We start from the raw sequence: 14,496 nt of genomic DNA on the forward strand, positions 1-14,496 counted from the left end.
GCGCAGGACATCATGGCGGTCGATAACCGTTTGCAGGCTCTCAAGAAAGGCGTCAAGACGTGCACGGCTGTCGAACTCGATCGTCGAGCGCACAAGGTAGGCGTCGCGTTCATGATTCAGCAGGTAATGAAACAGGATGCCTTCCTGAAGCGGTGCAAGCGGATAGACGTCCTGGATATTGGCGGCTCCACCCGGAACGGCGGAGGTAATCAGTTCAATCTCATCAACGCTCAGTTCCACCAGCGACAACATGTCTGGCGTTAATTGCGTGCAGTGGGCAGGAATGCGATTGGCCGGTGCCTGGAACAGGGGTTGTTTGTCCTGGCTGATAGCCAGAGCCATTTCACGCACGCTGGGCGCAGTGAATACAGTGTTTACGCTGAGATTCAGGCCCTGCTTGCGCAGACGGTCGATCAGCGAGACGGCCAGCAGTGAGTGGCCACCCAGTTCGAAGAAATGGTCGTGACGGCTTACCTGCTCGATGCCCAGCAGGTCTTGCCAGATAGCCGCGATCTGCGTTTCGGTTTCGCCTTGCGGGGCTTCATAGGCACGGCTGATCAGTGCATCGGCTTGTGGGGCTGGCAAGGCTTTGCGGTCCAGCTTGCCGTTCGGCGTCAATGGCATTGACTCGAGCAGCACATAGGCCATCGGGATCATATAAGCCGGCAGTTGTTCCTGCAGCCAGTCGCGCAAGTTTTCGATGTCTACCGAATCACGCTCTGCGATCAGGGTGTAATAAGCCACCAGACGTTTATCGCCCGGCACATCTTCACGAGCCGTGACCACCGCTTCATGAACCGCCGGGTGTTTGGCCAGCGCCGCCTCGATTTCGCCGATCTCGATACGCAAACCGCGAATCTTCACCTGGAAGTCATTACGGCCCAGGTATTCCAGCGCGCCATTGGCCAGCCAGCGACCCACGTCGCCGGTTTTGTACAGGCGGGCCTGCGGATCGTTGGAAAACGGGTCAGCGATGAAACGCTCGGCACTCAGCTGCGGCTGGTTAAGGTAACCCCGCGCTACGCCGATGCCGCCAATGTGCAGTTCACCGGCCACGCCCAGTGGTTGCAGCTGGCCCAAGGCATCCAGCACGTGCATCTGAATGTTGGCAATCGGACGGCCAATAGGCACGCTTTCGCCCGGATCCGTCGAGCGGCATTCCCAGGCAGTAACGTCGATGGCCGCTTCGGTCGGGCCATAGAGGTTGTGCAGTTCAACGCCCTTGATGTGTTGCTCGAAGCGGCGCTGCAATGCACGAGGCAAGGCCTCGCCGCTGCACAGTACGCGGCGCAGTTGCGGGAAGTCGCGGGTTGAACGGTGCTCCAGAAATACATCGAGCATCGAGGGCACAAAGTGCAGCAGGGTGATGCCCGCGTCACTCATGACCTGTGCCAGATAGTCAGGGTCTTGATGGCCACCGGGACGCGCCATGACCAGTTCGGCACCGGCCAGCAGCGGCAGGAAAAATTCCCAGACCGACACGTCGAAGCCGAACGGGGTCTTTTGCAGCACGCGATCATTGCTGTCCACTTGATAGGCGTCACGTGCCCAGAGCAGGCGGTTAACGACTCCAAGGTGCTCGTTCATCACGCCTTTGGGCGTGCCGGTGGAACCGGAGGTGTACAGCACGTAGGCCAGGTGGTTTGGCTGCAAACCCAGGGCCTTGGCATCCGGATTAACGCTCGGCTGCTTAGCCATTTGCGCGAGGTCATCGCGGTTATCGAGCACCAGCACCGGAAGGTCCAGGGCAGGCAGGTTGTCGTGCAGATCCTGAGTGGTCAGCACTGCCTGCGGCGAGCTGTCCTCAAGCATATAGGCCTGACGCGCGCTCGGCAGGTCCGGATCGATCGGCACGTAGGCGCCACCGGCCTTGAGAATACCCAACAGCGCCACGACCATTTCCGGTCCGCGACGCAGGCTGACCGCAACTCGCGTATCCGGCTCCACGCCCAGTTCGATCAGGCGATGGGCGAGCTGGTTGGCCTGTTGGTTGAGTTCGGCGTAGGTGAGCAGCGGTCCGCTGTCGCCGCGTACGGCGCAGGCATCCGGACGCTGGTTGACCTGGTGTTCGATCAGTTGGTGAATCAACACATCGCGTGGATAAGGGTGAGCGGTATTATTGAAGCCCGCCAGCAACAGCTCGCGCTCGTCATCCGGCAGTATCGGCAGGCTGTTCAACGCGGCATGCGGGGTGTGTTCCAGCGCTTCCACCAGGCTGTGCAGTGCAACCTGCATGTACTCGCCGATGCGCTGGGCATTGATTTGCTGGACGGCCTGAATAGTGAGCGTGAAAGCATCGCCCAGGTCATCGACGTTCAGGGTCAACGGGTAGTTGGTATTGTCTTCGGTGCCGAAAGACTCGATCCCTTCCCAGGCGGCGGCAGCTTGTGCCGAAACATCGCCCACGACACTGTGCCGGTAGTTGAGCAATGCACTGAATAGCGGCGTCGGTGCGGCCACGCCGCTGCAACGCTGGGCGAGCACCAGCGGAGCATGCTCATGCCCCAGCAAGGATGTCAGCCGCTCGTGGGTCGCCTTCAATCCCTCGGCCACTGTCGTCGCGTCGATATCGACGCGCAGCGGCAAGGTATTGATAAACATGCCCAACGCACGGTCGGCACCGTCGCCGGCCTGCATACGGCCCAGCAGTACCGTGCCGAACACCACTTTTTCACAGGCCGAGACATTGCCCAGCACCCGCGCCCAGGCCAGGTGCATCAGGCTCGCGACGCTGACGCCTGCCTGTCGAGCCTGAGCCCGCAAACGCAGGCTCAGCTCGGCGGCCAGGGGCACGCTGGCCTCTTTGAGGTCACGGCCGCCGTCCTGCACATCCTGCACACCGAATGGCAGGGTCGGCTCGACGATGTCGCCGAGCATCTCGCGGAAGAACGCTTGGTGCTGAGCATCACGGCCCCCCAGGCGAGCCTGGGCGACATAGTTGCGATACGGCACCGTCTCAGCCAACGCATCGCCCTGACCGAGCAGGTGCGCCTGAATTTCATGCAGGACCACGGACAGGGAAGTGGCGTCGCTGACCAGGTGATGGGACAGCAGCATCGCCAGCCAGCGGTCGTTGACCGGGTCATGGCTATAGACAATGCGCATCAATGGCGCGTTACGCACATCAAGGCGGTAATGCCGAGGGTCGAAGCGCTGGTGCAATTGCTCGTCAACCGGGCCGTCTGCAGGGTCGAGGAACAACTCGGTGACTTGCAGTTCAGCCTGGCGCAGCACCACTTGCACCGGTTCATCAAGATCTTCCCACAGCACTGCGGTGCGCAGGATATCGTGGCGGTTTATCACGCCTTGCAAAGCGCCGCTGAAAGCGTCCAGCCGCGCCCGGTCTGACACGCCAAACAGTGCTTTCAGGGTATAGGGGTCGCCCTGTTCGGCACTGATATGGTGGTAAAGAATCCCCGCCTGCAACGGTGCCAGCGGGTAGATGTCCTGCACATTGGCAGCACCGCCGGGCACGTCCTTCGCCACGCGGTCGATCTGCGCCTGAGTGAGGCTGATCAGCGGCAGCAAATCAGGGGTGATGTGTTCGCAATGTTCGGGAATCAGGTTGGCCGGCACCACGACGTCCGTGCCGCCATCGATTGCTGCGGCAAGCGCCGCCACGGTCGGCTGGCCGAACAGCACATGCACATCGGCGCTCAGACCGACATCGCGCATTTGCTGGATCAATTTCACCGCCAGCAGCGAGTGGCCGCCCAGCTCGAAGAAGTGATCATGACGACCCACCTGTTCAACCTTGAGCACGTCGGCCCAGATCGACGCCAGCAGCGTTTCCACTTCGCCTTGCGGCGCTTCGTAACCACGGCTGATCAGCGATTGCGCATCCGGAGCAGGCAGTGCCTTGCGATCCAGCTTGCCGTTGGGCGTCAAGGGCAGGCTGTCCAGCTGCACAAAAGCGCTGGGAACCATGTATTCGGGCAGGTGTTCAAGCAACTCTTTGCGCAGGTTTTCGGCGGGGACCGGTTCGCCACACAGGTAGGCCACCAGACGCTTGCTGTCAGGTTGTGCCGGGTCGTCTGCGCGGGCAACCACTACCACTTCACGCACACCGGTGCACAAAGCCAGAGCGGCCTCGATTTCGCCGATCTCGATACGCAAGCCGCGGATCTTCACCTGGAAGTCATTACGGCCCAGGTATTCCAGCGCGCCATTGGTCAGCCAGCGGCCCACGTCGCCGGTTTTGTATAGGCGGGCCTGCGGGTCGCTGGAAAACGGGTCAGCGACGAAACGCTCGGCACTCAATTCTGGCTGGTTCAGGTAACCCCTGGCCACGCCGATGCCGCCAATGTGCAGCTCACCGGCCACGCCCAGTGGTTGCAACTGGCCTGACGCACCCAACACGTGCATTTGAATATTGGCAATCGGACGGCCAATAGGCACGCTTTCGCCCGGATCCGTCGGGCGGCATTCCCAGGCAGTAACGTCGATGGCCGCTTCGGTCGGGCCATACAGGTTGTGCAGTTCAACACCCTTGAGCTGTTGCTCGAAGCGGCGCTGCAACGCGCGAGGTAAAGCCTCGCCGCTGCACAGCACGCGGCGCAGTTGCGGGAAGTCGCGGGTTGAGCGGTGCTCAAGAAACACATCGAGCATCGAGGGCACGAAGTGCAGCAGGGTAATGCCCGCGTCACTCATGACCTGCGCCAGATAGTCGGGGTCCTGATGGCCACCGGGACGCGCCATGACCAGTTCGGCACCGGCCAGCAGCGGCAGGAAAAATTCCCAGACCGACACGTCGAAGCCGAACGGGGTCTTTTGCAGTACCCGATCGTTGCTGTCCACGTGATAGGCGTCGCGCGCCCAGAGCAGGCGGTTGACCACACCCAGGTGTTCGTTCATCACGCCTTTGGGCGTGCCAGTGGAACCTGAGGTGTACAGCACATAGGCCAGATGATTCGGCTGAAGACCCAGAGCTTCGGCATCCGGGTTGTTGATCGGTTTTGAGGCAAGCCGGGCGCTGTCCTGGTGGTCATCCAGAATCAGTACAGGCAGCGTCATGGCCGGCAGGTTTTCGCTCAGGTCCAGAGTGGTCAGCACCGCCCTTGGCGAGCTGTCCTCAAGCATATAGGCCTGACGCGCGCTCGGCAGGTCAGGATCAATCGGTACATAGGCGCCACCGGCCTTGAGAATACCCAACAGCGCCACGACCATTTCCGGACCGCGACGCAGGCTTACCGCAACCCGCGTATCCGGTTCCACGCCCAGTTCGATCAGGCGATGGGCGAGCTGGTTGGCCTGTTGGTTGAGTTCGGCGTAAGTGAGCAACGGCCCGCTGTCGCTGCGCACGGCGCAGGCATCCGGACGCTGGGCGGCCTGTTGTTCGATCAGTTGGTGAATCAGGATGTCGCGAGGATAGGCGAGGGCGGTTTGGTTGAAAGTTGCCAGTTGCTGATGCTCGTTTTGGCTCATCAGCGGGAAGTGTGCCAAAGGGTTGTCGTGTTGATTCAGCACAGCTTCAAGCATGGCGAAAATGCGCTGCTGTATGCGCTGAACTTCCTCGAAGGTGAAGTAAGCCGTGTTGAAGTTGAAGTCCAGGTGGATGTCTTCAGAGGGATGGTAATCGCGTACGAAGATCGCCATGGGCGTCTGTTCGTAGCCGTTGTCCAGCATCAGCACCCGCGCCGGGTCTTCGCAGCCGAACGTGACATCACCATCGAAGCTTTCGAATGACAGTGAAACATCGAACAGCTGATGGCGTCCGGTTTGCGCCAGCCGCAGGCTACGGTTGAGTTCGGCAATCGGGAAACGCTGGTGACGGTAAGTGCGGCGTAGTTGCGTACCGATGTTATTCATCAGGTCGACCAGCGTTGCATGCGGATCGAAGCCCACGCGAATCGGGCTGATCGAGGAAAACATCCCGATGGTGGCTTTCTGACGAGCATTGGTGCGGTTATGCACCGGCATTCCGACAACGATCTCATCGACGCCTACGGTACGGCAGAAATAGGTGCTGATCACTCCGACCAGTACATGAGCCACGGACAGGTTGCATTCGCTGGCAAACTGCGTAAGCGCGTTGTAAAGCGCGCGGGGCAACATGGCTTGAACCTGGTCACTGGGAGCTGGACCGTTGGTTACGCCTGCCTTGAAATCCGCTCTGCGTTGCAGCAGAACCGGCGGCAGTTGGGCGTAGGTCTGCTCCCAGAACAGTCGATCACGCTCGTAGCGAGAAGACGTCATGTAGGCCTTGTCTTCTTCAAGGAACGAGAGGTAAGAAGGCCCCTCAGCAAGCGTTTGCTTGCCTTCCAGCAAGCCTGAGTAGGCATCGCTGACGGCGTGCGCGATCAGCACTGCACCGATACCGTCGGCGACCAGGTGGTGCAAGCGATTGAACCAGTAATAAAGTTGCGGACCGCAACGAACCAGACGCGACTCCCAGAGTTGTCCGGTCATTGACTCAAAGGGTTGGCGGAAGGACTCGCGCAGATGCGCAATGGCATGCTCGGCGTCGCCGTCGACCTCAGGCAAGTCGGTCACTTCAAGCTTGAACGGCGCCTCGGACAGAACACGCTGGCCGCCCATGCCCCTCTCGTGGCTGAAACTCAGGCGCAACGCGTCATGGCTGTCGATGACCATCTGGATGGCTTTCTCGAACAACACAATATCGATCTCGCCCTTGATCTCCAGAGTCATGCCGATGTTGTAGTAAGGCAGGTGCGGGTGTGTGAGCTGATCGAGCCAGATACCTTGCTGAACCGAAGCCAGCGAAAGGGGTTCTTGTTCTTGCGTGCACAGATTGTCGATCAACGAATTCATCTCAAAGCACCTGTTTGCGAAATCAATTGGCTCGTCTCCGGTCGAAGGGCGGCGCGGCATGTGGCTGGACGACTGCCAGTCGGAGGGAGGACTAAAAACATTGAAAAAAAAATAGAGCATCCCCTTGGGGATGTCTGTCGTGGGAAGCTGGGACAACTGCGGGCTTCCGGGCTGGGTGTTCAATGATTCAAGACTGTTCGGTATAAAGGCCCGGACCGATTCGACTGGCTTGTGGAGCGGGGTGGTGAAGGGAAGGTTGTTGATTGGTGCTGCGCCAGTGTGCCGCCTGGAAGGTGAGCCGGTTACCGCCGCGCTCAAGGCCGCAGCGCAGAGTGAAGTCGGGGGCCTGAGCCCCCGCCCTTTTATTCGCCGAGGTATCGCGCGACTGTCAGGCGACAGCGGGCTGAAGAACTTCGTCCAGGAAGCTGAAGGCGGTGTGTTTCGATTGCGGGCTGGAGACAAAGAACGCGAGGTGGCTGCCATTGTGTTCTATGTGCAGCGTGGCGTCCTTGATCGACGCAGCGATATGCCGTGAGCCACCGATGTGCGTCGTCGAGTCGGCATCGCCAGCCACGACCAGAGTTGGCGCGCTGATGCGCGCCAGTCGTGATGCCAGCTCGGTCTTGTTCAGTGCGTCATTCAAACGCGCATAGCGATAGAACAACTCGGGATTGACATAGGGGTAAAGCACCACGTGGGCAATGGACTCGGGGGTAGTGGCCAGCGTCGACTGGTCCAGGAACATCGCTTGCAGGTCAGCAGCCTCGCCGCGATCCTGAGCTGCGCTTTCCATCAGCCATTCGAAGTTTTGCTGATGAGCGGTGCGCAGGTCGTTGTCGCCCAGGTTGTAATCCCCATGCCACAGGCTCAGGGAGTTGACCCGGTCGGCATGGGCTGCAGCGGCGCTCAGGGCGATGACCGCGCCGCCGCAGATACCCATCAGATGCGCGCTGGATAACCTGAAGTGATTCATTACGCTGATCATATCGGCAACCTGGGCATCGGTGTCCACCGCGATCTGGTCGAACGCCTCGCAGGCACCGAACAGTCCCCGGGTCTCCCAGGTCACGACAAAAAACCGCTCGCTCAAGGCATTGAACCAGTCGCGGCAGAGATCGAACGGAATGCCGCAGGGTAATGCCAGAACCACAGGAGGCAGCTCGCGGTTGGTACTGGCATGCACCAGCAAAGGCGCATGGTCACGGGTGGTTAGATGCAGTGTCTCGATGTGCGGCACTGCACCACTGAATTCGAAATGCTTGAGCAGTCGATTGAAGGCGGTGACGTCTTCAGCATCGTCGAAGTGCTCGTAGGTATAGTCGAGCGCTTCGCATATTTTGCGGCTTATAAAGTATTCGAACGACGACAGTTGTGCCTCGTCCCCATGCAAGTACTGGAGGGTGCGCACACCGATGCGCGCAAACGCCGCATTGATTGCCCGCTCGGCGGCTCGCACGCTGGAGCACGCCGGCTCTGGCAGAGGACCGTCGTCCCGGGCGAGAAAGCTCAGGCACACGGGATCGGGCAAATTGAGGGCAAGGTGCCTGAGCATCCTCACCGTCTCGCACAGACGCATCGCTGCATCGGAGGAAATAGTCATGGATCGTCACTCTTTGTCGGGCGCTTTTTTCAGGCACATTGCGCGAGGCTACTGTCGTCTGACGTATGTGGGTCAGACCGCTTCGAATTTCTTGCCGCGTGTGGTGTGAGTCACAAGGCGGTTGTATTCCGGTGTTTCGTCACCGATCACCTGCACCGCACCGTATTTCTCCAGGCTGATGCGGCCGCCGTACTCTTCGATGTGGTCCGAATCCGGATAGATGTGCACGAACGACGGTACGTAGCGTGACGCAAAGCCCATGCGCATCTCCTGTGATTCGCCGCTGTGCGGATAGGACGCGTGCATCAGGGTCGACCAGAAAATGATGAACTGCCCGGCTTTCATCTGCATGGGCACAGCAGAGGCCTCGTCGGGCTTCCAGTTCTCATCGATCTGCAACTGGCGATAGTCGTAACCGAAGAAACCGCGACGCACGCCGTCCTTGACCACCGAGTTGTTGGCGTCGGGCTCATAGCTCATGCGCTTGGTTTCGTCGTAGTTCATGCTGTTCTGGGTGCCAGGAATGAACTGCAGGCAGCCATTGGCAATGTTGGCGTCGGTGAACGCCGTCCAGACGGTGATGGTGCCGCCGAACTCTTCGTTTTCCGGCCAGATGATCTGCGGCTTGCCGGAGGCATTGGCGAACGTATCGGCCTGATGCCAGTCGGTGCCTTCATCGCCCGGATACTTGGGAAAGAACTCGGTGCGCCAGCACAGCACATTAGGGCCGAGGATACTTTCGACGCGATCGCAGATTTCCGGGCGACAGATGTGGCTGGCCAGAAAGTCATCGTCCAGATGGCGGTCATAGTTGGCGATGTTGGTACCCCCGGAAATGGCGTCCAGGTCCTGATAGGCGGCGGCGCTACGGTCGAGCAGGCGCAGACGGGTGCGCTTCCAGGTTTCCTTCATTTCTTCTGGCGAATAGGCGTCAAACGGACCGATAAAGCCGTTTTTCTCGAACGAGGCACGCTGTTCCGCAGTTAAAGCGAATTTTTTGCTCATGAGCTTTTCCTTTTCGGTCAATGGGCTTGAACAAGGCTACGGGAGATGTGGTCGGCCAGGACTTTGGCCGTTGCGCCATCCGCCAGGATCCCGGGGTCGAGGTTGATTTTGTAATGTGTCTTGAGCTTGCTCAGCGAGCGGATCAATGCCAGAGAAGTGCCGCCGGAATCGAAGAAATCGTCATTGACACCGATGTTTTTCAGACCCAGGTCTTCGCTCCAGACTTTGAGCACGAAGTGCTCCTGTTCACTGAGGCCTTTGACGTCAGTCGTTTGTGAAGTCGTCGCGGCAGCGGTTGGCGAGGGCAGTTGTTGCTTGTCGATTTTGCCGTGGGGGGTCACCGGCAGCTCTGCCAGTGGCACATACAGCGAGGGACGCATGTACTCTGGCAAATTTTCGGCCATCAATGCAGCAACTTCGCTGCGGGCCTGTTCGGTCCAGGCTTCGACGCCCTGGGCTGGCACCACGTAAGCCACCAGGCGCAGGTCGCCATCGCCGTAATCATGTACGCCAACATGGGCAGCGGCCACGCTCGGGCTGGTTTGCAGAGAGGCTTCGATCTCGCCGGGCTCGATGCGGAAACCGCTGATTTTCAATTGCTCGTCGCAGCGACCGGCGTAACGGTATTCGCCATTACCCTCCAGAGTCATCAGGTCGCCAGTACGGTAGGCGCGTACAGCACCGGGCAACTCGATGAAGCGCTCGACGTTGAGCGCCTCACGGTTCAGGTAGCCCTGAGCCACGCCCGCGCCTTCGATGTACAACTCGCCAGTAGTGCCTGCCGCGACCGGAGTCTGACTCGCGTCAAGCAGGTGCAGGCGCCAGCCGTCCAGCGGCTTGCCGAGAGACACCATGGCCGCTGTTTCCAGATCCTGCGCCAACACTCGCTTGAAGGTGGTGTGAACGGTGGCCTCGGTGATGCCGTACATGTTGATCAGCGCAGGCTTCTGGTCGCCATGGCGCTCGACCCAGGAACGCAGCACGCTGGCGGGCAACGCTTCGCCACCGAACACTACATAGCGCAGCGCCAGAGAAGCAGTGTTGCCACGATCGGCTTCATCAAGACCACGGAAAGCCGATGGCGTCTGGCTGAGCACGGTGATGCGCTGATCGGCGAGCCATTGACGCAGGGCGGCAGGAGAACGCGAGACGTCATACGGGACAACGGCCACCTGGCCGCCATGGGCGAGGGCACCCCAGATTTCCCAGACCGAGAAGTCGAAACCGATGGAGTGGAACATCGACCAGACGTCCTGGGCGTTGAAGCCATAGACGCGTTGAGTACTTTCCAGCAGGCGACTGACGTTGCCATGGGAAACCTGTACGCCCTTGGGCTCACCGGTGGAACCCGAGGTGTAGATGATGTAGGCAGTGGCAGTACTCGGGTCGATACGGGTGTCTTCAGCGGCCGATTGCAGCGCCGGCGCGGACAGTAACTCGTCGAGTGCCAATACGCGCAGCGACGGTATTTTCGGCAGGTTGGTGGCATCACCGATGATCAGGCTCAGCTCGCTGTCACGCACGATGTGCTCGACGCGTTTGCCAGGGTATTGCGGGTCGACCGGCACATAGGTGCCACCGGATTTGAGAATACCCAGCAGGCTGGTGACCAGATCGACGCTGCGCGGCAGGTACATGCCCACACGCGTGCCATAGGTCACACCTTCATCGCGTAAACGTGCAGCCAGCTTTGTCGACAGCGCGTCGAGCTGTGCGTAGCTCAACGTCCGGGCGGCATCGCTGACGGCGGTGCGCTCAGGAAATTGTCGCGCCCTGTCACTGAATATCTCGTGCAGGAAAGCACCGGGTTTGAGAGGGGCTGACGCGGCGCTAAGCGATTCGTCAGTGTTCGTAATCGGCATGACCAAGGCTCCTGTGTAATAACCAGACGCAGCGTTCAAATCCGCTGCAATCGAGACATCCCTGCGGCCTGACGAATCCGTCAATGGGCCGGCATGATCCGCAGTTGGCGCATTTCAGCACCGACTGCCGGGCTGCGTCTGTCGAGGGAAATGGGGACAAAGCCTGCCGATTCTGATCAGTACGCATCGACACTCTTCGCGACCGATGTCCCGGATTGCGGTGACAGACGCCTCTGGTCATCAGTGTTTTTATTCTTGCGCGGTGCCGGAGCGTACTGGTCTGGCTCCATACAAAAAGTGGATGTGAAGGGCTGAGGTCCAGGAGTTTGTTCATGAGTCTTCAAGCTAACACTGCGCCCGTTTTCGCTGATGAACAGCAAACGGATGCGCCAACCTGGCCTGACAGGGCCGCTGACCCGTCGGTACGGTTGTCCTTGCTGGCTACCGGTACCCGTTTGCCTGTGGTGATCGAGCCAACAGTTGACGGACTGGATCCGGTGCTGTGGGCCAGCGCCCGGCGCGAAGCGATCGAGACGCTGCTGTGCCGTCACGGCGCGGTCTTGTTTCGGGGATTTGATCTGCCTTCGGTCGCTGCCTTCGAAGGCTTTGCCGAGGCGCTTTCACCTGGCCTGCACGGCGCGTACGGCGACCTTCCGAAAAAGGAAGGCGGGCGCAATGTCTATCGCTCAACGCCGTATCCAGAGCGCGAGATGATCCTTTATCACAACGAGAGTTCGCACCTGGAAAGCTGGCCACGCAAGCAATTTTTCTTTTGCGAGCAGCCATCGCGGGTGGGTGGAGCAACGCCGCTGGCGGATATCCGTCAAGTGCTCGCGTACCTGCCGCAAGAGGTGGTCGAGCGCTTCGAGAGCAAAGGTCTGCTTTACAGCCGGACCTTCACCGCCGGTGTCGAGCCGAGCTGGGAATCGTTCTTCGGCACGTCCGAACGCAGCGTTATCGAGCAGCGTTGCCGCGAGCAAGGTACAGACTTCGAGTGGCTTGACGGCGACACCCTGCAGCTGCGCACCCAGTGCCCGGCAGTGATCACCCATCCCTTCACGGGCGAGCGTTGTTTCTTCAATCAGGTGCAATTGCATCACCCGTATTGCATGGGCGAGGAACTGCGTGAGGACCTGCTCGACATGTTCGGCCCCGAGCGCCTGCCACGGTTGGTCAGCTATGGCGACGGCTCAGCCATCGAGGACTCGGTGATGGCCTTGATCGGTAAAGCCTACGAGGCTTGCGCTGTGCGTTTCGACTGGCGCAAGGGTGATGTGGTGATGCTTGACAACATGCTTGCCGCACACGCCCGTGACCCTTATGAGGAACCCCGGCTGATCGTTGTCGCCATGGGCGAAATGACCGCTCGCGGCGACGTTTGGCAACCGGCCTGAATGACCGACATCCCGTTATCAAGCCAGGACTTTCAACCACCGGCGCCCGCGCTGGCTAATGAATTCAAGGGCAGCAGCTAATGAAAACCAAGCAAGAAAAGAAGGCCAGACCAGGCTCGATCATGCGTCTGTTGTGGAGCAGCCATCCCTGGCTGACGTTCTTTACGCTGCTGACCGGGCTCATCAGCGGCGTTGCGTCCATTGCCGTGGTCAATGTGATCAACCAGGCGATTCACGAGGAGACCTTTCAGCGTGAGTCGTTGTTCTGGTTCGTTGGCCTGAGCCTGGTTGCCCTGGTTTTCCGCAACGGTGCGTCGCTGTTTCCGGCCTACGCCAGCATGCGCATCATGACCCGTATGCGCATTGCCCTGTGCCGCAAGATCCTCGGCACGCCGCTTGAGGAAATCGACCGCCGTGGTGCGCCGAATGTGCTGACCCTGCTGACCAGTGATATGCCGCAACTCAACGCTACGCTGTTGGTCATGCCAACGATCCTGGTGGAGTCGGCGGTGTTCCTGTTCGGTATTGCCTACCTGGCCTACCTGTCCTGGGTGGTGTTTGCAATAACCATCTCGCTGATGGTGCTGGGCGTTGCAATGTACATGCTGTTTTTCATGGGTGGCATGAAGTTCACCCACAAGGTGCGCGACGAGTTCACGGCCTTCAACGAATACACACACGCGCTGGTGTTCGGCCTCAAGGAACTGAAACTCAACGGTATTCGCCGCCGCTGGTTCAGCCGCTCGGCGATCCAGGAGTCTTCGGTGCGGGTCGCGAAGTACAACTACATTGAACGGCTCTGGTTCACTGGCGCCGAAAACGTTGGCCAGTTGACCCTGTCGTTGCTGGTCGGCTGCCTGCTGTTCGTTGCGCCGATGTTCGCTGTTATCGATGCCAGGACCATGAGCGCCAGTGTGCTGGCGGTGCTGTACATCATGGGTCCGCTGGTGATGCTGGTCAGCGCCATGCCGATGCTGGCCCAGGGACGCATTGCCTGCACGCGACTGGCGGATTTCGGATTCTCCATCAACGAACCGCACCCAGAACCGGAAACCAGCGATGCCGACAATGTGCTGCTCCTCGATCACAAGAAGTCATGGGGCAGTATCCAGCTGAAGAACGTACACATGAACTACAAGGACCCGCAGAGCAGTTCCGGTTTTGCCTTGGGACCCATCGACCTGACGATCCACTCCGGTGAACTGGTCTACATCGTCGGCGGCAACGGTTGTGGCAAAAGCACCCTGGCCAAAGTGTTTTGCGGCCTGTACATCCCGCAAGAGGGTCAACTACTGCTCGACGGTACGGCGGTCACAGACGACTCGCGCGGCAACTATCGCGATCTGTTCTCGGCGGTGTTCTCTGACTTCCATGTGTTCAACCGATTGATAGGTCCTGACGAGAAAGAACATCCCAGCACCGATCAGGCGCAGAAATACCTGTCGACTCTGGGCCTGGAAGAAAAGGTCAAGATCGAGGGACTTGGTTACTCGACCACCACGGACTTGTCGTACGGCCAGCAGAAACGCCTGGCACTGGTTTGCGCCTACCTGGAGGACCGTCCGATTTACCTGCTGGACGAGTGGGCCGCCGACCAGGACCCGCCGTTCAAGCGTTTCTTTTACGAGGAATTGCTGCCGGACCTCAAACGTCGCGGCAAGACGATCCTGATCATTACTCACGACGATCAGTACTTCCAGTTGGCCGACCGCATCATCAAGTTGGCCGACGGTTGCATCGTCTCCGACGTGAAGTGCGAGGTCCAGGGCAAGCGCGCCTGAACTCAAGCGCAGTCCAAATTCCCAGGGATGGTCCTTCACAAAACTGCATGAAGCAGGCTCGTCCCGGGCTCCGAATCGACTAC

At 59.7% G+C, this 14,496-nt stretch carries 6 protein-coding genes (1 of these 6 cut by a window edge); 2 read left to right on the forward strand and 4 right to left on the reverse strand.

Translation table 11 applies throughout. From position 1 onward, the window contains the following. The 4 genes from syrE to syrB1 form a co-directional block, all read right to left on the reverse strand. Window positions 1–6,771 carry the start of a syringomycin E biosynthesis non-ribosomal peptide synthetase SyrE gene (gene syrE / locus PI739_RS19290; RefSeq protein WP_271352103.1) on the reverse strand. The gene continues 21,600 nt to the left of window position 1, outside the view, so 6,771 of the gene's 28,371 nt are visible here — the first part of the coding sequence; it begins with the start codon at window positions 6,769–6,771; the stop codon falls past the left edge of the window. Window positions 6,772–7,159: 388 nt separating this feature from the next. Next, window positions 7,160–8,371, reverse strand: a complete 1,212-nt coding sequence (gene syrC / locus PI739_RS19295; protein WP_054081196.1) for a syringomycin E biosynthesis aminoacyltransferase SyrC — start codon at window positions 8,369–8,371, stop codon at window positions 7,160–7,162. 72 nt (window positions 8,372–8,443) lie between these two features. Further along, on the reverse strand, window positions 8,444–9,376 hold the full coding sequence (gene syrB2, locus PI739_RS19300) for a syringomycin E biosynthesis L-threonyl-[L-threonyl-carrier protein] 4-chlorinase SyrB2 (RefSeq protein WP_003349549.1): 933 nt from the start codon (window positions 9,374–9,376) through the stop codon (window positions 8,444–8,446). Between the two features lie 17 nt (window positions 9,377–9,393). After that, entirely contained in the window at window positions 9,394–11,238 is a 1,845-nt protein-coding gene (gene syrB1, locus PI739_RS19305) for a syringomycin E biosynthesis L-threonine--[L-threonyl-carrier protein] ligase SyrB1 (RefSeq protein ID WP_054081197.1), read from the reverse strand. A 332-nt stretch (window positions 11,239–11,570) separates the two neighbouring features. On the opposite strand from syrB1, the gene PI739_RS19310 reads away from it, so the two are divergent. Next, window positions 11,571–12,632, forward strand: coding sequence for a TauD/TfdA family dioxygenase (locus PI739_RS19310; RefSeq protein ID WP_003433909.1), 1,062 nt, complete (start codon window positions 11,571–11,573; stop codon window positions 12,630–12,632). Window positions 12,633–12,712: 80 nt separating this feature from the next. After that, window positions 12,713–14,413 (forward strand): cyclic peptide syringomycin export ABC transporter SyrD, encoded by a 1,701-nt coding sequence (syrD, locus tag PI739_RS19315; RefSeq protein WP_003433908.1) that lies wholly within the window; start codon window positions 12,713–12,715, stop codon window positions 14,411–14,413. Window positions 14,414–14,496: the final 83 nt, after the last annotated feature.

Source organism: Pseudomonas cerasi, assembly GCF_027983475.1.
Classification (GTDB): domain Bacteria; phylum Pseudomonadota; class Gammaproteobacteria; order Pseudomonadales; family Pseudomonadaceae; genus Aquipseudomonas; species Aquipseudomonas cerasi.